The 20,150-nt window shown below is 66.9% G+C and carries 16 protein-coding genes and 1 tRNA gene; 9 read left to right on the top strand and 8 right to left on the bottom strand.

The window, feature by feature from the left end; translation table 11 throughout:
• Window positions 1-22: 22 nt before the first annotated feature.
• From AC1RU4_RS20050 to AC1RU4_RS20040, 3 genes are read right to left on the bottom strand one after another with little or no spacing between them, the layout of a single operon-like run.
• Window positions 23-2,143: an acetate--CoA ligase family protein gene (locus AC1RU4_RS20050; RefSeq protein WP_492892900.1), complete on the bottom strand. Its 2,121-nt coding sequence runs from the start codon at window positions 2,141-2,143 to the stop codon at window positions 23-25.
• 55 nt (window positions 2,144-2,198) lie between these two features.
• Window positions 2,199-3,377 carry an ABC transporter ATP-binding protein gene (locus tag AC1RU4_RS20045; RefSeq protein ID WP_492892899.1) on the bottom strand — a complete coding sequence of 393 codons (1,179 nt, stop codon included), beginning with the start codon at window positions 3,375-3,377 and terminating at the stop codon, window positions 2,199-2,201.
• Window positions 3,374-4,279 (bottom strand): amidohydrolase family protein, encoded by a 906-nt coding sequence (locus AC1RU4_RS20040; RefSeq protein WP_492892898.1) that lies wholly within the window; start codon window positions 4,277-4,279, stop codon window positions 3,374-3,376. Before AC1RU4_RS20040 ends, AC1RU4_RS20045 begins: the two co-directional genes overlap by 4 nt.
• A 335-nt stretch (window positions 4,280-4,614) precedes the next feature.
• Between AC1RU4_RS20040 and AC1RU4_RS20035 the strand changes: the two genes are divergently transcribed.
• Genes AC1RU4_RS20035 through AC1RU4_RS20020 form a run of 4 tightly spaced genes read left to right on the top strand, consistent with a single transcriptional unit; the run spans window position 4,615 to window position 8,009 of the window.
• Entirely contained in the window at window positions 4,615-5,850 is a 1,236-nt protein-coding gene (locus AC1RU4_RS20035; RefSeq protein WP_492892897.1) for an ABC transporter permease, read from the top strand.
• Between the two features lie 2 nt (window positions 5,851-5,852).
• Window positions 5,853-6,668 carry an ABC transporter permease gene (locus AC1RU4_RS20030; RefSeq protein WP_492892896.1) on the top strand — a complete coding sequence of 272 codons (816 nt, stop codon included), beginning with the start codon at window positions 5,853-5,855 and terminating at the stop codon, window positions 6,666-6,668.
• A gap of 22 nt (window positions 6,669-6,690) precedes the next feature.
• Window positions 6,691-7,362, top strand: coding sequence for a 3-oxoacid CoA-transferase subunit A (locus tag AC1RU4_RS20025; protein ID WP_492892895.1), 672 nt, complete (start codon window positions 6,691-6,693; stop codon window positions 7,360-7,362).
• Window positions 7,359-8,009: a 3-oxoacid CoA-transferase subunit B gene (locus tag AC1RU4_RS20020; RefSeq protein WP_492892894.1), complete on the top strand. Its 651-nt coding sequence runs from the start codon at window positions 7,359-7,361 to the stop codon at window positions 8,007-8,009. The genes AC1RU4_RS20025 and AC1RU4_RS20020 overlap by 4 nt, the downstream gene beginning before the upstream one ends.
• A 23-nt stretch (window positions 8,010-8,032) precedes the next feature.
• On the opposite strand, the gene AC1RU4_RS20015 is transcribed toward AC1RU4_RS20020, so the two are convergent.
• From AC1RU4_RS20015 to dapA, 3 genes are all read right to left on the bottom strand, one after another.
• A complete protein-coding gene (locus tag AC1RU4_RS20015; RefSeq protein ID WP_492892893.1) occupies window positions 8,033-9,229 on the bottom strand; it encodes an MFS transporter in 1,197 nt (398 codons plus the stop codon).
• A gap of 63 nt (window positions 9,230-9,292) precedes the next feature.
• Window positions 9,293-10,375, bottom strand: a complete 1,083-nt coding sequence (locus tag AC1RU4_RS20010) for a hypothetical protein (RefSeq protein ID WP_492892892.1) — start codon at window positions 10,373-10,375, stop codon at window positions 9,293-9,295.
• 22 nt (window positions 10,376-10,397) lie between these two features.
• Window positions 10,398-11,300, bottom strand: a complete 903-nt coding sequence (gene dapA / locus AC1RU4_RS20005) for a 4-hydroxy-tetrahydrodipicolinate synthase (protein WP_492892891.1) — start codon at window positions 11,298-11,300, stop codon at window positions 10,398-10,400.
• 292 nt (window positions 11,301-11,592) lie between these two features.
• Here dapA and AC1RU4_RS20000 point away from each other — a divergent pair, with 292 nt between their 5' ends.
• From AC1RU4_RS20000 to AC1RU4_RS19990, 3 genes are all read left to right on the top strand, one after another.
• Window positions 11,593-12,654, top strand: a complete 1,062-nt coding sequence (locus tag AC1RU4_RS20000) for an ABC transporter substrate-binding protein (RefSeq protein WP_492892890.1) — start codon at window positions 11,593-11,595, stop codon at window positions 12,652-12,654.
• 94 nt (window positions 12,655-12,748) lie between these two features.
• The gene (locus AC1RU4_RS19995; RefSeq protein WP_492892889.1) at window positions 12,749-14,167 is read left to right on the top strand and encodes an FAD-binding oxidoreductase; all 1,419 of its coding nucleotides are present in this window, start codon (window positions 12,749-12,751) and stop codon (window positions 14,165-14,167) included.
• A 282-nt stretch (window positions 14,168-14,449) separates the two neighbouring features.
• A complete protein-coding gene (locus AC1RU4_RS19990) occupies window positions 14,450-14,809 on the top strand; it encodes a hypothetical protein (RefSeq protein WP_492892888.1) in 360 nt (119 codons plus the stop codon).
• A gap of 32 nt (window positions 14,810-14,841) precedes the next feature.
• Here the strand turns inward: AC1RU4_RS19990 and AC1RU4_RS19985 are convergent.
• Together AC1RU4_RS19985 and AC1RU4_RS19980 are read right to left on the bottom strand one after the other, a co-directional pair.
• A tRNA-Ser gene (locus AC1RU4_RS19985) sits at window positions 14,842-14,931 on the bottom strand.
• A 113-nt stretch (window positions 14,932-15,044) separates the two neighbouring features.
• Window positions 15,045-15,452 carry a hypothetical protein gene (locus tag AC1RU4_RS19980; RefSeq protein WP_492892886.1) on the bottom strand — a complete coding sequence of 136 codons (408 nt, stop codon included), beginning with the start codon at window positions 15,450-15,452 and terminating at the stop codon, window positions 15,045-15,047.
• A gap of 239 nt (window positions 15,453-15,691) precedes the next feature.
• Between AC1RU4_RS19980 and AC1RU4_RS19975 the strand changes: the two genes are divergently transcribed.
• Together AC1RU4_RS19975 and AC1RU4_RS19970 are read left to right on the top strand one after the other, a co-directional pair.
• A complete protein-coding gene (locus AC1RU4_RS19975; protein WP_492892885.1) occupies window positions 15,692-16,891 on the top strand; it encodes an efflux RND transporter periplasmic adaptor subunit in 1,200 nt (399 codons plus the stop codon).
• Between the two features lie 79 nt (window positions 16,892-16,970).
• The gene (locus AC1RU4_RS19970) at window positions 16,971-20,147 is read left to right on the top strand and encodes an efflux RND transporter permease subunit (protein ID WP_492892884.1); all 3,177 of its coding nucleotides are present in this window, start codon (window positions 16,971-16,973) and stop codon (window positions 20,145-20,147) included.
• The last annotated feature ends 3 nt before the right edge of the window (window positions 20,148-20,150 follow it).

The raw sequence follows: 20,150 nt of genomic DNA, 5'->3' as shown, positions 1-20,150 counted from the left end.
GCCGCCGGCGCGGGAGCCGGGATCAGCCGGCCAGAATGATGCGGGCGTCGACGACGTCCGCGCCGTCGGCGCGGGCCATCACCGGATTGATGTCGATCTCGGCGATGCGCGGCTCGCCGGCGATCAGCCGGGAGAGCGAGACGAGCAGCGCGACGAGCGCCGCCTCGTCCACCGGGGGCCGGCCGCGATAGCCGTCCAGCAGGCGGCGGCCCTTCAGCCGCCCGAGCATGGCGGCGGCGGTGTCGGCCTCGAAAGGGGCCATGGCGAAGGCGACGTCGTTCAGCACCTCGACCAGCACGCCGCCGAGGCCGACCATCACCATCGGGCCGAACTGGGCGTCGCGCACCGCGCCGATCACCAGCTCGATGCCGGGCGCCACCATCGGAGTGACCAGCACGCCGGCCTCGGGATCGTCGGCCGCGAGCGCGCGCAGGCGCTCGAATTTGGCGGCGGCGTCCTCGGCGGTGACGTTCAGAAGCACGCCGCCGATATCGCTCTTGTGGACGATGCGGCGCGAGGAGATCTTCAGTGCCACCGGCACGCCGAAGGCGGCGACGATCGCGCGGCATTCCTCGGCGTTTGTCGCGAGACTGGCTGCGGGCACGTTCACTCCGGCGCGGGCGAGCAACTGGCGGGTGTCGAACTCCACCAGCGCCTCGCCGGGCGCCGAGCGGTCCAGCAGCTCGGAGAGATCGGGCAGTATCACCGTGTCCGCTTCGGTGGCGGTGGGGCGCCCACGAAAAGCAAGATCGCGCAGCATGCCCGACAGCAGCGTGCCGACCTCGGCCAGCGTGCGCATGACCGGAATGCCGTAGCCGCGCAGGATGGCGTTCACCGGCTCGTCGTCATCGGCATAGACGGAGTGGACGATCACCGGCTTGTCCAGCGCCTCGACCGCACGGCCGATGCGGCGGGCGGCTTCCTGTTCGGCTTCGCGCACCGCTTCGCCGGCAAGATGATGGTAGCCGCCGAAATGGCCGGCCAGCAGTACCGCGCCGATCTCGGGCGAGGCGAGGCAGGTCTCGATGGATTGCGGGATGACGTCCGGAACTTCCTCGGCATAGCCGGCATAGTCGACCGGGTTGCCGACCGGGCAGCGCACCGGCAGGAACCCGTGCAGCTGCGCGCGGAGCGCATCGTCGAATTCGGGAATGGCCAGTCCGGCACCCTCGGCGACGTCGCAGCCGAGAGTGGCGTGGCCGCCGCCGTCCGAGGCGACCGCGACGGTCGGCCGGCGCAGCCGCGGCAGGCGGGTGAGCGCCTCGGCCAGCCCCCAGGCGGCGTCGATGCTGGAGACGTGCAGCACGCCGGCCTGCTCGAAGGCGGCGGCGGCCACCGCCTCGGCTGCCGCCAGCGAGCCGGTATGCGACAGCGCCGCGCGCCGGCCGGCATCGGAGGTGCCGGGATTGACCAGGATCACCGGCTTGGCGCCGCCGCCCTGGCGCACCACGTCGCAGAACTGGCGCGCCTCGCCGGGCTGCCAGCCCTCGACATAGGCGACGACGACCTCGGTATCGGGATCGCGCAGCATCGCCTCGGCGAGCTCGGGCGAGCGCAGATCGACGCCATTGCCCATGCTGGCGGCGATGCTGAAGCCGATGCCGGAGCGCCGGGCGCGGTGGGCGCAGTCGAGCAGCACATTGCCGCTCTGGGTGACGAGGCCGATCGGGCCGGCCGGCAGGTTCATGCCGGTGGCGTTGACATGGCCGCCGCGGGAGAAGATGCCGGCGCAGTTCGGCCCGATCATCCGTGCGCCGGCCGCCTTGAGCCGCGCCGCCAGACGATGCTCGAGCGCGCGGCCTTCCTCGGACTGCTCGCCGAAGCCGCCGGTGATCACCACGACGCCGCCGACCTGCTTGCCGGCGCATTCGGCGACCACCTCCTCCACCGCATCCGGACGGATGGCGATGACCACGAGGTCGAGCGAACCGTCGATCTCGCCGACCGAGCGCAGCACCGGGATGCCGGACAGACGCTCCGCCTTGGGGTGGATCGGATAGAGCGCGCCCTCGAACCCGGCGCCGGCGGAGGTGAGCCAGCGGCGGCCGCCGACCTTGATGGCGGCCTCGGAGGCGCCGACAAAGGCGATGCTGCGCGGGCGGAAGATGCGGTCGAGCGAGGCGGCGGCGGTGCTATGGAGCATTTCGGGACGACTGTTCAGGCGCCGGCAGGCGGCGCGGACAAGGGAGAGGCTGCGGTCAGACCGGCAGCACCACGATCTTTTCCATGTTGATGCGCAGCGACACGTTGGCGCCGAGCGCCACCGGCACATGCGGGCCGAGCGGGGCGGCGATCAGCATCTCGCCGAAGCCCGGCGCATCGACGAGGATATGGTAGAGGCTGCCCTGGTAGCTCTGGGTGATTACCTTCGCCGGCAGCCAGTCGGTATCGGCCTGCACCGGCGGGCCGATCTGCACGTCCTCCGGGCGGATGAAGATGTTGACGTCGCTGCGGGCGATGAAGCTGACGCGGTCGGGCGACTTCGGCACGGTGACGGTTCGCCCGCTCTCCGTCGCCAGCACCAGCGCGCGCTCGTTGCTCTCGCGCACCTGCGCACGGATCTTGTTGGCCTCGCCGATGAAGGAAGCGACGAAGCTGGTGCGCGGCCGCGTGTAAATCTCCTCCGGCGTGCCGATCTGTTCGATCTGGCCCCTGTTGAGCACGGCGATGCGGTCGGACAGCGCCAGCGCCTCGCTCTGGTCGTGGGTGACGAAGACGGTGGCCACGTTGGCCTTCATCTGCAGCTGCTTGATCTCGATCTGCATCTGCGTGCGCAGGTTCTTGTCGAGCGCCGAGAGCGGTTCGTCGAGCAGCAGCACCTTGGGCTCGATCACCAGCGCGCGGGCAAGCGCGACGCGCTGCTGCTGGCCGCCCGACAGCGCGACGGGAAGCCGGTCGCCGAAGCCGGCGAGCTTCACCATTTCGAGCGCCCGCTCGACCTTCTCGCGGACCTGTGCCTTGGGCACGCCGCGCTCCTCGAGGCCGAAGGCGATGTTGCGCGCCACGGTCATGTGCGGGAACAGCGCGTAGTTCTGGAACACCATGCCGGTGTCGCGCAGATAGGGCGGCTGGCGGGTGACGTCCTCGCCATAGATGAGGATCTGCCCGGAGGTCGGCTGGAAGAAGCCGGCGAGCATGTTGAGCAGCGTGGTCTTGCCGCAGCCGGAAGGCCCGAGCAGCGTCAGGAACTCGCCCTGCCTTATGTCGAGCGAGATGTCGTCGACGGCAACGACGCCGCCATAGGACTTCGCGACATTGCGCACCGAGACGGCCACCGGGGCCTCGGAGCGCGCCCCGGTCGGAGCGGCGCCGGGACGGGTGTCCGCGACGTTGGCGCCGGCACGCGACTGGGAAAGGGACTGGACGCTGGTGATCATTCCGCTGCGGTCGGTTCGGGTTTCAGGACGCGCTCGGCGAGGCCGAGCAGGCGGGCGGCGTTGTCGTGGAACCACATCTTCTTCACGTCGTCCTTGAGCGGCAGCGCCAGCGTCTCGTCGATGGTGCGCTGGATCGGCTGCAGCGGATAGGAGGTCCCGAAGATCATCCTGTCCTTCAAAAGGCCGTTGCCGTAGCGCACCAGCGGTCCGTAGCCGGTCTCGGGCAGGTCGAGATATTTGGGCCGCACCGGGGAGAGGCCGATATGCACGTTCTTGTGACGCCAGGCGACGCCGATCAGCTCCTCCACCCAGGGCCAGCCGGGCGGGATGGCGACGACGCGCAACTCGGGGAAATGCACCATCACCTCGTCGAGATTGATGGGCCGGCCGTGCTCCATCAGCGTCGAGGTGGAGAAGTTGATGCTGGCATGGATGCCGACCGGGATGTCGAGCTCGATGCACTTGGCGTAGAGCGGATAGAATTTCTTGTCGTTGATCGGGATGCAGTGCTCGAAGGTCTGCAGGTTCAGCCCGCGTAGACCGAGCTCCTCCACCGCCTTCTTGAGCTCGTCGATCGCCTTGTAGCCCTTGTGCGGATCGACGCCGGCGAAGCCGATGAACCGCTCCCCATGCTCGCGGCAGAAGGCGGCGACGTCCTCGTTGCGGATCTTGAGGCCGAAAGTGGTCTCGACATCCTTGCCGTGGATCACCACGCGGGTGACGCCGGCATCGTCATAGGCCTTGAGATAGGCGTCGAGCGCGCCCGGTTCGCCGACCGACGCCACCTGATCGCGGGCAGCGCCGGCGCTGGTGGCGTAGACGCGGTCATAGTTCGCCAGATGGGTGGCGTTGGTGGGGTTGAAGGGCGGCAAGGGAGGCCTGCTGCCGAAGTCGATGATCATGAAACCATCCGCAACCAGTCATTAAATTCTGGATACAGTGTACAGAAAGCCGCCCTCATGAGCAAACGCATTGTTGCTCATTTCGCGACCAATATCAAATATGATTATTTATCATATTGATTTTATTGTGTTATTTTTACCGTGAACGACATCACGCGCTAAGCGCGACGCGCCATTGACCCTGAAGATGTCTGATTTTTGGATATAATGTCCTTGAACCAGAGGCGCGGGTGATGCAGCATGCGTGCCACCAGCCACCCGTAGCGCGCCGTGGCGCGTCTCCAGGGTCGGCACGCTTTCCGTCCGTCTGATTCCGCTCGTCGAGGTGACATTTGGTGGATGCCGCTCTCAATTCGCCGCAGGTGCTGTCGCGGCCCGTCATGAAGTCCCGGACGCCGACAGACTGGATCGGCGTCGGGCTCATGGTGCCGTCGGTGCTGCTGCTGCTGGTCGGGCTGGTGCTGCCGATCATCGGCTTCCTCTACCAGAGCGTCTCCAACGCCGAGATTCCCGACACGCTGCCACGCACCGTGGCCGCGCTTTCCGAATGGGATGGGCAGAGCCTGCCGCCGGACGCCGCCTTTGGCGCCCTCGCCCGCGACATGACGGACGCGCAGCGCGACGGCAGCATCGGTGTGCTGGCGCGGCGGGCCAACTTCATGGAATCCGGCTACCGCACGCTGTTCATGAAGACCGGCAGCATGATCGCGCAGGCGCAACCCGCCGACGACGCGGCCGCGCGCGCCGAGCTGACGACGATCGACCGCCGCTGGGACGACCCCCGCGTCTGGCAGCGGCTCCACACCGAATCGGCACGCTTCACCTCCAGCTACTATCTCGCCACCGCCGACCTGCAGAAGGCGCCGACCGGCGAGGTCGAACAGGTGGCCTCGTCCAACCGCATCTTCCTGGTGCTGTTCGCGCGTACCTTCGAGATCAGCTTCACCGTGACGGTGTTCTGTCTGCTGCTCGGCTATCCCGCGGCCTATCTGCTCGCCAATGCGCCGGCGCGCTGGGTGCCGGTGCTGCTGACGGCGGTGCTGCTGCCGTTCTGGACCTCGATCCTGGTTCGCACCACCGCCTGGGTGGTGCTGTTGCAGAACGAGGGGCTGATCAACAAGAGCCTGAGGGCGCTCGGCCTGATCGACGGCCCGCTGCCGCTGTTCCACAACCGCTTCTCGGTGATCGTGGCGATGGTGCATGTGCTGCTGCCCTACATGATCCTGCCGCTCTACGCCTCGATGAAGGAAATCCCGCCCTCGCTGATGCGGGCGGCCTCCGGCCTCGGCGCCAATCCGGTGCGGGCGCTGGTGCGGGTCTATGTGCCGCAGACCTATCGCGGCGCCGCGGCGGGCTGCCTGCTCACCTTCATCCTGGCGCTCGGCTACTACGTCACGCCGCAACTGGTGGGCGGCCCGTCCGACCAGATGGTGAGCCAGTTCATCGCCATGTATACGAACCAGTCGCTGAACTGGGGACTGGCCTCTTCGCTCGGCACGGTTCTGCTGGTGCTGACCCTCGCCCTCTACGTCCTGTTCGCGCGCCTCAGCGGCGCCAAGGCGGGAATGTGACCATGCGCAGCAACCCGGCCCTCTTCGACGGTCTCGGCCTGCTGTCGCGGCTGTTCGCCCTCTCGGTGTTCGCCTTCCTGATCGTGCCGATCGTGGTGATCATCCCGCTGTCCTTCACCTCCAGCGCCGCGCTGGTCTATCCGATGCCCGGCTGGTCGACGCGCTGGTATGTCGACTTCTTCACGCGGTCGGAGTGGATCTCCTCGATCCAGAACAGCTTCATCGTCGGCTTCGGCACGGTGATCCTGGCAACCGGGCTCGGCACCGCGGCGGCGCTCGGCCTGTCGCGGCTGCCGCGCGGGCTGCAGGCGGCGGTGAGCGCGCTGCTGATGCTGCCCATGGCGATCCCGGTCGTCATCCTCGCGGTGTCGTTCTTCTTCTTCTACGCGACGCTCGGGCTGACCGGCACCTATATCGGCCTCATCGTCGCCCACACCACCATGGCGCTCCCCTTCGTCTTCGTGACGGTGCGCGCCTCGCTGGCCGGCCTGTCGCCGGACTATGCCCGCGCCGCTACCAATCTCGGCGCCCGGCCGATCCGGGTGTTCCTCCGGGTGACGGCGCCGCTGATCACGCCGGGCGTCGCCACCGGGGCGCTGTTCGCCTTCGCGACCTCGCTGGAGGACGTGGTGGTGGCGATGTTCATCGCCGGCCCCGGCCAGCTGACGCTGCCGCGGCAGATGTATGCCGGCGTGCGCGAGAACATCAGCCCGACCATCCTGGCGGCAGCGACGCTGCTCACCATCCTCTCGGTGCTGCTGATGCTGGCCAACAACGTGCTGACACGGCGGGCCCAGAAGCTGCAAAGCGCGCACTGACCGGCCGGCCGGGGACAGGCAGATGATCGACAAGTTCTGCTCCGACCCCGAAAAGCTGATGGCGGGGATCGGCGACGGCGCGAGCGTCTTCGTCGGCGGTTTCGGCGAGGCCGGCGTGCCGGAGACGCTGATCGACCTGCTGATCGGCCACGGCGCGCGCAACCTCACCGTCATCTCCAACAATGCCGGCAGCACCGCCCGCGGCGTCGCCGCGCTGCTGGCGGCGGGGGTGGTATCGAAGATCGTCTGCTCCTATCCGCGCTCGCGCGGGTCGGTGGTGTTCGACGAACTCTACCGCGACGGCCGCATCGCGCTCGACCTCGTGCCGCAGGGCACGCTCGCCGAGCGCATCCGCGCCGGCGGCGCCGGAATCGGCGCCTTCTACACACCGACCGCCGCGGGCACCGCGCTCGGCGAGGGCAAGGAGCAGCGCATGATCGGCGGCCGCCCGCATGTGCTGGAATACGCCCTCACCGCCGATGTCGCGCTGATCCGGGCCGACCGCGCCGACCGCTGGGGCAACCTCGTCTACCGGCTGGCGAGCCGCAATTTCGCGCCGCTGATGGCCGCCGCCGCGCGCCTCACCATCGCCGAGGTGCGCGAGGCGGTGCCGCTCGGCAGCTTCGACCCCGAGGCGGTGGCGACGCCCGGCCTGTTCGTCGATCGCGTCTATGTCCGGGAGCCGGCCCGATGATCACCGATGTCCGTTCGCGCATCGCTGCCCGCGCCGCCCGCGACCTTCCGAACGGCGCCTGCGTCAATCTCGGCATCGGCATCCCGACGCTGGTGCCGGCTTTCGTGCCGCCGGAGCGCGAGATCGTCTACCAGAGCGAGAACGGGCTGATCGGCATGGGGCCGCCGCCGGCGGAGGGCGCCGGCGATCCCGACCTCATCAATGCCAGCAAGGACTTCACCACGCTTCGGTCCGGCGCGGCGATCTGCGACTCCGGCATGGCCTTCGGCATCATGCGCGGCGGGCATGTTGATATCGCGCTGATGGGGGCGTTCGAGGTCGCCGCCGACGGCACCCTTGCCAACTGGTCGCTTGGCCGCGAGGGCGTGCCGCCCGGTGTCGGCGGCGCCATGGACCTCGCCATCGGCGCGCGCGAGGTGTGGGTGCTGATGGAGCATGCCGGCCGACGCGGCGAGATGCGGATCGTGCCGCGCTGCACCTTGCCGGCGACCGCCTTCGGCGTGGTGACGCGCATCTATACCGACCGGGCGGTGCTGGCGCTGGGGGGCGGCCGGGTGCGGGTGCTGGAACTCGCGCCGGGCCAGACGCTGGACGAGGTGCAGGCGTTGACGGCGGTGCCGCTGCTGTTTCCCCTCCCCACCGTCTGACGACCGGCAGCGCCGGGTGGCGCTCACGCCGCGGCGCGGCGCCAGAGCAGCGAGGAGATCAGCACGGCGCAGAGTTGCACGGCGAGCGCCAGCATCACGCAGGCCGGCCAGCCGCCCCAGGCCCAGACATAGCCCGGTAGCGCCGCGCCGAGGCCGCCGCCGAGATAATAGAAGCTGAGATAGAGCCCCGCCGCGGTGGAACGCTGCGCCCCGGCGATCAGCCCGACCTGGCTGGTCGCCGCGGCCTGGGCGATGAACGCGCCAGTGCAGAACATCGCCAGCCCCAGCAGGATCGCCCAGAGCGGCGCCGCCAGAGTGACGAAGCCGCCGGCAATGCTGATCGCCGCCGCCATCTGCACCATGCGCTTCTGGCCGATTCGGTCGATCCAGCGCCCGGCGCGCGGCGTCACCGCGACGCCGATGAGATAGACGCAGAAGACGAGGCCGAGCTGGCTCGCCGACAGGCCATAGGGCGGCGCGGCGAGGTGGAAATTCACATAGGTGAAGATGGTGACGAGCCCGAACAGCACGTTGAAGCCGACGGCATAGACCGACAGCAGCCGCGGCTCGGCGAGCAGCCTCGGCAGCGCGCCAAGCATCTGGCCGAGCGCGTCATGCGGGCGATGCGCGCGCGGTGGCGGCAGCAGCCGCCACACCGCCACCGCGCCGGCGAGATTGATCGCCGCAAGCACGAAGAAGGTGGAATGCCAGTCGCCGATATCGGCGGCGAGTCCGCCCAGGAAGCGGCCGGCAAAGCCGCCGCTGACATTGGCGGCGACATAAAGCGCGGTGACGCGGCCGACCTGCGCGCGCGGCCATTCGGCGGCGACATAGCCGAGCGAGGCGGTGAACACCGCCGGCATGAACATGCCCTGCAGGAAGCGGGTGACGAGCAGCATCTCGAAGCCGGTGGAGATGCCGGACATCAGCGTCGGCACGCAGATGCCGACGAGCGCCAGCACGATGACCCGCTTGGCACCGAAGCGGTCGGCGGCGAGGCCGGAGAACGGCCCGAACAGCGCCACCGCCAGCGTCGTCGCGGTGATGACGAGGCCGGCGGAGGACGGCTGCACGCCGAAATCGCTCGCCAGCCGCGGCAAGATCGCCTGCGGGGCGTAGAGATTGAGCATCGAGCAGAAGCCGGCGGCGATGACGCCCCATTGCGCCGCCCGACCGAGGCCGGCGGCGTCGGCACTGCCGGCGGTGGTGGAGACGGACATGGGAACCTCAGCCTTACAGCCGCGGCGGCCGCACGATAAAGGCGCGCGGCCGCCCTTCAAAGATCAGAACAGGCGGACCGGGCTGTCCTCCACCCGCCATGTCTCGCGGACACCGTCCACGGTCGTCACGCTGGCGAGCTCGACGCGCACGCGCGGGCTCAGCACCTTCGCCGCCATGTCCTGATACTGGAACAAGGCGCGGTAGATGTCGGCGTCAACCGGCTGTCCCGCCAGCACCCGGTTGGTGCGCGACACCAGGAACGACTTCGGCCCTGTCTGCTCGGCGAGGAAATGCTCACCGGCGAGCACGGACAGCGTCTCGAACACCGAGACGAAGGCGGCGGCATCGACCGCCTCGACGCCGAGATTGTCCTTCAGCTCGCCGAAGAACTGCAGCGCCGTCATGCGCGCAGCCTGGCCGATGAAATCGGCGGCCTGCTTGACGCCGTACATCTCGATCGCGGTGGTCACCGCATCCTCGACATAGCCGAGGGCGAAGTTGCGCCGCGCCTTGACGAGACGCGCTTCCGGCCAGACCTGCGGATCGAGCTGCGGCACCTTCTCGGGATCATAGTCCGGCGAGGAGGTGACCGGCGCGAAGCGGATAAACTCGTCGTCGTCGAGATCATGGTCGTATTCGTAGAAATAGCCTTCGTCGTAGGGGCAGCCTTCCTGGTAGACCTTGGTCACCACGAAGCCGAGCCGGCGCGTGCCGAGCGAGCGCCCGTTGAACGGGTGCCAGCCCTCGAACATCGCCCGCTGCACCGAAGCGGGAACGGCGAACAGGCTCACGCCCGGAAAGCTCCACGCCGGCGGCATGTAGCGGATCCAGACCTTGCGGTCGCTCTCCTCGATATACTCCATCTTCAGGCCGCCGATGGCGTTGGAGAAATAGTGGTAGCGGCCGGCGACGATGGCGGGCGGCAGCGAGCGGTCGATGCCGAGCTTGCCGACGCCTTCGAGGAAATGGCTGCGCTGGTGGCGGCGCAGGATCAGGTATTTGAAGCGGGCGAGGTCGCGCTCGCCCTTTTCCTTCAGCACGGTGAGCTGGATGGCGCTCCAGTGCAGCGCCCAGAAGCGCCCGATGGTCTCGCATTGCCGCTTGAGCGGCCAGAGCGAGGTGTCGATTTTTGCATGCGCGGTCATGTCGTCCTGCCCGTCACGAGGTTCAAAGCGCGAGGATGCCGTCCTCGCGCAGCGCGCGGATGGCGTCGGCGAGCTTGGCGGTGGTCTCCTCCGAGGCCGGCACCAGCGGCAGGCGGGGATCGCCGGCCTCGAAGCCGAGCAGCTTTAGCGCCCGCTTCATCGGTGCCGGATTGGTCTCGCGGTAAATGGCGTCGAACAGCGGCAGCAGCCGCTTCTGCTCGGCGATGGCCTCGGCCAGCGTGCCCTCGGCGAGCGTTTTCATGATGGTCTTCCAGTGGTTGGGGACCAGCGTCGCCGAGGCGAGCACGCCACCGACCGCGCCGAGCGCCATGTGCAGCGGGCAGAAACGATCCTCGCCGCTGAGCACCGACATGCGGTCGCCGCACAGATGGACGACCTTCATGAAATGGTTGAAATCGGTGTTGCAGGCCTTGAGGCCATTGATCGAGCCGTCATCCACCATCTGCGCGATCGTCTCGGCATCGACGGTCGTGTTGGTGTAGCGGGGAATGTCGTAGAGCACGATCGGCAGGTCCACCGCGTCGCGATAGGCCTTGAAATAGTCGCGCACGCCCCGCTGCGTCGTCGGCGCATAGAAGGGCGAGATCACCATCAGGCCCTTGGCGCCGAGCTTCTGGAACGCCTTGCCGGTCGCCACCGCTTCGCCGAAGCCGGGGCTGATCACGCCCGGAATCACCGGCACGCTGCCCGCCGCCGCCACGGTGGCCTCGACCGCCGCCTCGCGCGCCGCCGGGGTGAGCGCGGTGAATTCGCCCGTCCCGCCCATGGGGACCAGGCCATCGGCGCCGTTGGCGACCATGAAGGACACCATGCGGGCCAGCACGTCGGACGCGACGCTGCCATCGGCCTTGGTGGGGGTCGGGAAGGCGGGAATCATACCGCCGAACGGTTGCAGATCGGACACTTAAGGGCTCCTGCGAACGGATCGATGGCCTGAACATACGAATTTCAGGATACAATGTACATCGACTTTTTGCGGCTCCGTCGACAATATGGCCGAGCATTTCGAGGCATTGCCGCTAGCGTTCACATGATATTATCCCTTATGTTTCATATAATTAAATGACATATGCTGAATGTTGCAGCAATCTTGAAACTGCTCACTTGTCATGCGTTCGTATCCCGTATACAAACTTTGCCGTTAGTAACGACGTGATTGGTGCCGCCCCCGCAACCCGTTCATCGAAGAGCATCCCATGCGATCTCCCTCCCTTTTGCTGACTGGCTTCATCCTCGGCCTCGCCTTGTCCCCGGCCGCCTCGACGGCCGCTTCCGCGCGCGACTTGACCATGGTGTCCTTCGGCGGATCGCTGCAGGACGCCATCAAGAAGGCGTGGGTAGAGCCGTTCTCCAAGGAGACCGGCATGCCGGTGCTGATGGATACCTATAACGGCTCGCTGTCGCTGATCCGCGCGCAGGTGGATGCCGGTACCGTCAACTGGGATGTGGCGGACATCGAATCCAACGACGTGCTGCAGGGGTGCCAGGAGGGTTATCTCGAGCCGCTCGACTGGTCGCGCCTCGGCATCAAGAAGGACGACCTGCTGGCCCCCTCCGGCACCATGACGCCGTGCGGTGCCGGCATCTTCACCGGCGCGCTGGTGCTCGCCTATGACGGCGACAAGCTGAAGGACGGCCCGAAGACCTGGGCGGACTTCTGGGACGTGAAGAAGTTTCCCGGCAAGCGCGGCCTTGGTGCCGACCCCAAGCGGTCGATGGAGATCGCGATGATGGCGGACGGCGTGGCGCCGGACAAAGTCTATGAGGAACTGCGCAAGCCGGGCGGCATCGACCGCGCCTTCAAGAAGCTGGACGAGCTCAAGCCCTATATCACCTGGTACAAGCTCGGCGCCGAGGCGATCCAGCTGCTGACCTCGGGCGAAGTGACGATGGTGCCGGCCTTCAGCGGCCGCGTCGTCGCCGCCAATCGCGGGGAGAAGCGCAACTTCAAGATGGTCTGGCAGGCGGGCGGCATCTATTTCGTCGAGTACATCGCCATCGTCAAAGGTACGCCGAACCTCGACAAAGCCTATGACCTCGTGCGCTACATCCTCGATCCGGCCAACCAGCGCCGCTTCCCGGAGTTCATCGGCTACGGCCCGGCCAATCTGAAGGCCTATGACGGGCTCGACCCCAAGCTTGCCGCCGACCTGATGACGCCGGACCTCGTCTCGCACACGTTGCGCCGCGACGACGCCTTCTGGTCGGACTACAATGACGAACTGACCCAGCGGTTCAGCGTCTGGGCCGCCAAGTAAGCGGCATCTCTTGCGAGCGGCCCGCCTATGGATGCCGGGCGGGCCGCCGCGTTCAAGAGCCGTTCCTTCCCTGCATTCCCGACGGACCCGTTACGTGATCATCGATCAACTCGTCTCGCTTCTCGGCACCCGCTCCGTTCTGGTCGCACCGGAGGACACCGAAGCCTTCGGACGCGACTGGCGCGGCCGCTATGCGGGAATGCCGCTCTGCGTGGTGCTGCCCCGTTCCACCGAGGAGGTGACCGGCGTGGTGAAGCTCTGCGCCGAGGCGGGGGTCCACATCGTGCCGCAGGGTGGCAATACCGGGCTGAGCGGCGGGTCGGTCCCCAACGACGCCAGCAGCATCGTGCTGTCGCTGAACCGCATGAACAAGGTTCTGGAAATCGACCCCATCGACGGCACCATGACGGTCGAGGCCGGCTGCGTGCTGGCGACCATCCAGCAGGCGGCTATCGAGGCCGGCTGGATGTTCCCGCTGACATTGGGAGCGGAGGGTTCTTGCCAGATCGGCGGCAACATCTCCACCAATGCTGGTGGCACCGGCGTGGTGCGCTACGGCAATACCCGCGATCTGGTGATGGGCCTCGAAGTCGTGCTGCCGGACGGCAGCGTCTGGAACGGGCTCAACGCGCTGCGCAAGAACAATTCCGGCTACGATCTCAAGCACCTGTTCATCGGCGCCGAGGGCACGCTCGGCATCATCACCAAGGCGACGCTGCGGCTGTTCCCCCAGCCGAAGGACAGCGCCTCCGCCTGGCTGGCGGTCGCCACCGCGCGCGATGCGGTGCTGCTCGCGACCCGCGCGCGTCGCGAGCTCGGCGTCGCAGTGGCGGCGCTGGAGCTGATCAACCGTCATCAGGCGGAGCTGGTGCAGACGCATTGCCACAATGCGCGGCTGCCCATCCAGGATCCCCACCCCTTCTACGTCCTGCTGGAGATCGCCGGACAGTCGCAGCCCGGCATATGCCGCACCATGCTGGAGGAGTTCCTTGCCGGTTGCCTCGAGGAGGGGCTGATCGTCGATGCGGTGCTCGCCGAGAGCTCGGCGCAGGCCGAGCATTTCTGGCATATCCGCCATGGCGTCGCCGAAGCCAACAGGACCGAAGGCATGGGCATCACCATGGACGCGTCGGTACCGACCAGCGCCATAGATGCCTTTCTCGCGGCGGCGGAAGCCGAGGTCGCCACGTACTTTCCGCAGGCACGGATCGTTGTGGTGTCGCATCTAGGCGATGGCAATGTGCATTACATCGTCATGGTCAAGTCATCGGTTTGGCAGGGGATAGAAGACAAGCCGTCTTACATTTACGAAGTGCGGAAACGCATCAACGATCTTGCCGTGATACATCATCGCGGCTCGTTCAGCGCCGAGCATGGCGTCGGCCAGACGTTGCTGCCAGAGATGGCGCGATACAAATCCGCGATAGATCTCAAACTGCTTTTTGGCATAAAGACATTCTTCGATCCCCAAGGTCTTATGAACCCGGGAAAGCTGCTGCCCAAGGCAACCTAAGACTGATCTCCTCTGTCGGTTTGCCCCAATCCAGACAATGCCGGACCGAGCTCTACGTGCCGCATGAAGGTGCGCGCATGGCGTTCGCAAACTTCGCGACATCTCCATATATTGTGGCGGAGACGATAGAACTCGGTGGACCAATAGCCGTCGCGATGATCGCGGTCCGAGCGACCGGAGGAAGTTCTCGCCTCGATCCTCGATCCTCGATCCTCGATCCTCGATCGGCGCGAGGAGCGGGCCGAGCGCCGCCGCGAGCATATCGCCGAGTTGAACCGGCGCGTGGCCGAAACCGAGCTTCGCCTGAAACGCCTCTACGAGGCCATCGAATCGGGCGTGACCGATCTGAACGATCCGGCGCTGAAGGAGCGCGTCGTCGCCCTTCGGGCGCTACGCGATCAGGCGCAGGCCGATTCCGAGCGGGCACAGGCCCAGCTCGAAAGCTCCGGTAGCATGGCCGTCACACCGGCCGTTCTGCGCAAGTTCGCCACGACCGCGCAGCGTCGGCTCCGGAAGGATGGCGGCGACTATCGGTGGGATCATCTGCGCGCTTTTGCCCAGCGCGTCGAGGTCGGAGAGGGCCATGTTCGCATCATGGGATCGAAGGGCGAACTGCTGCGCGCCCCTTACTTCGGTCTCTAGCGGGAATCGGCGTTCCCGGTTTTGTTCCGAAATGGCGGAGGGAGCGGGATTCGAACCCGCGATACGGTTTCCCGTATACACACTTTCCAGGCGTGCGCCTTCAACCACTCGGCCACCCCTCCTCGACACAGACCGTTCAGGGGTCGTGCGCTCCGCCGCAGGGACAGAGAGGCGCCGAATATAGCGAAGCCGCGCGCTTGGCAAGCCGTCGCTGAAAACGGCGGCCTCCGCGGCTTCAGTTCGTCGCCGGGGCTGTGGACGAGATCGCGCAGCTCGCCGCATCCGCAGCGCTGCCCAGCAGATGCACCTGATCCTTGCCGGTGCTGGCGGGGAGGATGTTGTAGATGGTGGTGCTCGCCGTGCCCGCCGGCTTGCCCGCGGCGGTGAAGTCGCAGGTTACCACCGCCGCGCCCACCGGCGTGGTCCCCTCATTGGCCACCGACACGTTCATCACCGTGCCGACGGGGTCGGTGAAGATGTCGCCCTGCTTGACCTTCAGCATCGGGTCGGCGGCGGCCGGGAAGGCGCCAAGGGCGAACGGAACGACGGCGAGCATGGCCAAGGCGAGGGCGTTCCAGGCGAGGGCGTTCCGGGCGAGGGCGTTCCGGGCGAGGGCGTTCCGGGCGAGGCTCGTCGTCTTCATGCTGCGTCTCATTTCCGCTGGCGCCGGACTGATGGTCGAGAGGTCGTCGCGGAATCAATAAGGTCTGATGGGCGAGGACGCCAGAAAATACCGCGTCCGCGCCACGCAGGCGCGGCGTGGCGAACCCCTTCATAGTAAAGTTCAAAAACGCCGATAACCTAGACAAGATCACCCCCCTCATATAGTCGAGACAGCGGGGAAGACAGCGGGAGCGGCGGATGGGTCCGGTGAAGTGGCGTATGACGGGCCTGACTGCGGTCGGCGTGCTGGGGCTCGCTCTGGCGGTATCCGGATGCAGCGAAAAGAACGAATACGTCCCGCCCCCGCCGCCGAAAGTCACCGTGGTCTCGCCCGTCGAGCAGCCGGTCATCCGCTATCTGGAACTCACCGGCAACACCGCCTCCATCAATTCGGTCGACCTCGTCGCGCGTGTCGAGGGCTTCCTGATGGCCATCGACTACAAGGACGGCGCCGTGATGAAGAAGGGCGACCGGCTCTTCCTCATCCAGCAGGACACCTACCAGGCCGATCTCGACCAGGCGAAGGCCTCGCTGGCCTCGGCCGAAGCGCAGCTCATCAACACCACCGCCGAATATAACCGCCAGTCCACGCTCGGCCAGCAGGACTTCGCCTCGCAGGCGGTGGTCGACAAGGCCCGCGCGGCGCGCGACCAGGCGCAGGCGGGGGTCGATTCCGCGAAGGCCAATATCGAGATCGCCACCATCAATCTCGGCTACACATCGGTGGTGGCGCCGTTCGACGGCATCGTCACCCGCCATCTCGCCGATGTCGGCCAGCTGGTCGGCCATGGCGAGCCGACCAAGCTCGCCACCATCGTGCAGATGGACCCGATCTACGTCTATTTCAACCTGAGCGAGAACCAGGTCCTGCGCATCAAGCAGGCACTGGCCGAAACCGGCCGCACCATCGAGCAGGTCAAGGAGATCGAGATCGACATCGGCCTGCAGAACGAGGACGGCTACCCGCACAAGGGCCGGCTCGACTACGTCTCCCCCGAGGTCGATCCGTCGACCGGCACGCTGCTGGTGCGGGCGCTGTTCGAGAACAAGGATCTCGCGCTGCTGCCGGGCCTGTTCACGCGGGTGCGGGTGCCGGTCCAGCGCCTGCCCAAGGCCTTGCTGGTGGAGGATACCGCCATCGGCTCCGCCCAGCAGGGCAGCTATGTGCTGGTGGTCGGCAAGGACAATGTGGTGGAAGAGAAGCTGGTCACCACCGGCCAGCTCGTCGGCCAGTACCGGGTGATCGAAACCGGCATCGAGGCGAGCGACAAGGTGGTGGTCGGCGGCATCCAGCGCGCCGTGCCCGGTGCCAAGGTCGACCCGGAGGTGGCTCCGGCCACCGCCGTGCCTGCACCCGCTGCGCCTGCGCCGGCCACGACGGCGCCCGCCACGGCTGCGCCGGCGACCCCCAAGCCCTGATCGTGCCAAGCGTCCCCCGCCCGGCATCGGGCGGACCGTCACGTCGACACCGGCAGACCCGAACCCCGAGGCACGAGCCATGATCTCCCGCTTCTTCATCGAACGGCCGGTTCTGTCGAACGTCCTGGCGCTGGTCTTCGTGCTCATCGGCGCGGTGGCGCTGCTCAAGCTGCCGGTCGCCCAATATCCCAATGTCGTGCCGCCCACCGTGCAGGTGACGACGCTCTACCCGGGCGCCAGCGCCCGCACCCTCGTCGATACGGTCGCCCTGCCCATCGAGCAGCAGGTCAACGGCGTCGAGGGCATGCTCTACATGCAGTCGACCAGCGCCAGCGACGGCACCTATACGCTCACCGTCACCTTCGCCATCGGCACCGACCCGGATTTCGCGCAGGTTCTGGTGCAGAACCGCGTCGCCATCGCCATGGCCTCGCTGCCGCAGGCGGTGCAGGTCCAGGGCGTGACGACGCAGAAGAAGTCCACCTCCATCCTGCAGTTCGTCACGCTGTTCGCGCCGGACGGGCGCTATGACAGCCTGTTCCTCGCCAATTACGGCATCATCAACCTGCAGGACGAGATCGCCCGCCTGCCGGGCGTCGGCAGCGTCAGCATCTTCGGTTCCGGCCAGTATGCGATGCGCATCTGGCTCAACCCGGACCAGCTGCAGGCGCGCGGGCTGACGCCGGACCAGGTGATGTCGGCGATCCAGCAGCAGAGCCAGGAGGTCGCCTCGGGCGTCGTCGGCATGCCGCCGGTGCCGAAGGGGCAGAATTTCCAGTTCACGCTGAACATCGCCGGCCGCCTCAACGACGCGGTCGACTACGAAAACATCATCGTCAAGGTCGACAATCAGAATGGCGGGCAGATCACCCGCCTGCGCGACATCGCCCGCGTCGAGCTCGGCGCCCAGACCTACAGCCAGATCTTCACCTATAACGGCCAGCCGGCCGCCGCTCTCGGCATCTACCAGCTGCCGGAGGCGAACTCGCTGCAGGTGGCGCAGGAAGTGCGCGCCAAGATGGCCGTGCTCGCCAAGGAGTTCCCGCCGGGCCTGTCCTACGACGTGCCGTTCGACACCACGGTGTTCGTCAATGCCTCGATTACCGAGGTCTACAAGACGCTGTTCGAGGCGGGCATCCTGGTGCTGGTCGTCATCCTCGTCTTCCTGCAGGACTGGCGTGCGACGCTGGTGCCGGCGACGACGGTTCCGGTCACCATCATCGGCACCTTCGCCGCCATGGCGGCGATGGGCTTCACGGTGAACCTCTCCACCCTTTTCGCCATCGTGCTCGCCATCGGCATCGTGGTCGACGACGCCATCGTCATCGTCGAGGGCGTGTCGCGCCATATCGAGCGCGGCCTGCCGGGACGGGAGGCGGCGGAAAAGGCGATGGACGAGCTGCTCGGCCCGATCATCGGCATCACGCTGGTGCTGATGTCGGTGTTCATCCCGGCGGCCTTCATGCCGGGCCTCACCGGCCAGCTCTACCAGCAATTCGCGCTGGTCATCGCCGCCACCGCCTTCATCTCCGCCATCAACGCGATGACGCTGAAGCCGACGCAGTGCGCGCTCTGGCTGCGCAAGCCGGTGCCGCCGGAGAAGCGCAACTTCTTCTATCGCGGCTTCAATGCGGTCTATGACAAGGCCGAGCACTGGTACGCGGGCATCATCCGCCGCATGGTGCATGTGAGCTATCTCACCGTCGCCGTTGCCCTGGTGCTCATCGGCGTCGCCATCTGGGGCATCACCCGCGTTCCGACCGGCTTCCTGCCGACCGAGGACCAGGGCTATGTGCTGATCGGCGCCCAGCTGCCGGATGCCTCCTCGCTGGAGCGCACCCAGGCGGTGATGCAGCGCATCTCGAAGATCGCCGGCGATACGCCGGGCGTCGAGAACGTCATCGCGATTGCCGGCATCTCGGTGCTGGACAACAACGCCACCCTGCCGAACGGCGGCGTCGCCTATGTCATGCTCAAGGACTGGGACGTGCGCGACAAGGCCGGGCAGGGCCTTCTGGAGATCTACACCTCGCTCAACAAGGAGCTGGCGCAGATCCAGGAGGCGGTGACCTTCGTGCTGGTGCCCCCGCCGATCCAGGGCATCGGCAATGCCAGCGGCTTCACCATGATGGTGGAATCGAAGGACGGCAGCTTCGATTTCCCCCAGCTGCAGACCGCCACCCAGCAGATCGTGCAGAACGCCAGTTCGCAGTCGGCGCTCCAGCATCTCAGCACCTCGTTCCGCGCCAATGTCCCGCAGCTGTTCATGAGCATCGACCGGGTGAAGGCGGAGACGCTCGGCGTCACCGTCGGGCAGGTGTTCTCCGCCATCCAGGGCTATGTGGGGTCGAGCTACGTCACCCAGTTCAATCAGTTCGGCCAGACCTTCCAGGCCTATGTGCAGGCGGAGGCGGAGTTCCGCCGCACGCCGGACCAGATCCTGAACATGAAGATCCCCGCGCCGTCCGGCGAGATGGTGCCGATCGGCACGCTGGCGACCATCAAGCAGGTCCTGGGACCCTCGTTGATCACCCTTTACAATCTCTACCCGGCTTCCACCATCGTCGGCGTGCAGTCGACCGGCTTCAGTTCCGGCCAGGCGCTCGACATCATGCAGCAATTGGCCGACGCCACGCTGCCGCCGGGCATGGGCTTCGACTGGAGCGCCATGTCCTATCAGGAGGTCGCGGTCGGCAACGAGATCTACTTCGTGTTCGGCCTTGCCATCCTGCTGGTCTATTTCGTGCTCGCCGGCCAGTATGAAAGCTGGATCCAGCCGTTCTCGGTGCTGCTCGCCGTGCCGCTGGCGCTGCTCGGCACCGTCGCCGCGCTCACCGGGCTCGGCATCGCCAACAACCTCTATACCCAGATCGGCCTGATCCTGCTGATCGCGCTGTCGGCGAAGAACGCCATCCTGATCGTCGAGTTCGCCCGCGAGAAACGGGCGGAGGGCATGGAGATCATGGAGGCGGCGGTGGAGGCGGCGCGGTTGCGCTTCCGGCCGATCCTGATGACGTCCTTCGCCTTCATCCTCGGCGTGCTGCCTCTGGTGCTCGCCACCGGTGCCGGCGCCAATTCGCGCAAGTCGATCGGCATCGCGGTGTTCAGCGGCATGCTGGCCTCGACCTGTCTCGCCGTGCTGTTCGTGCCGTCCTTCTACACGGTGCTGCAGCGCTTCGAGGAATGGCGCTCGCGCGGCAAGGCCAAGCCGGCGGTTGCCGCGGCAGGCGAGGGCGAAGCCAATCCGGCCGCCTGAACG

The organism is Ancylobacter sp. GW821-FHT10E12 (assembly GCF_058809335.1).
Note: the sequence above shows the minus strand (reverse complement) of the source record. Positions and strands in the feature narration are given on the sequence as shown.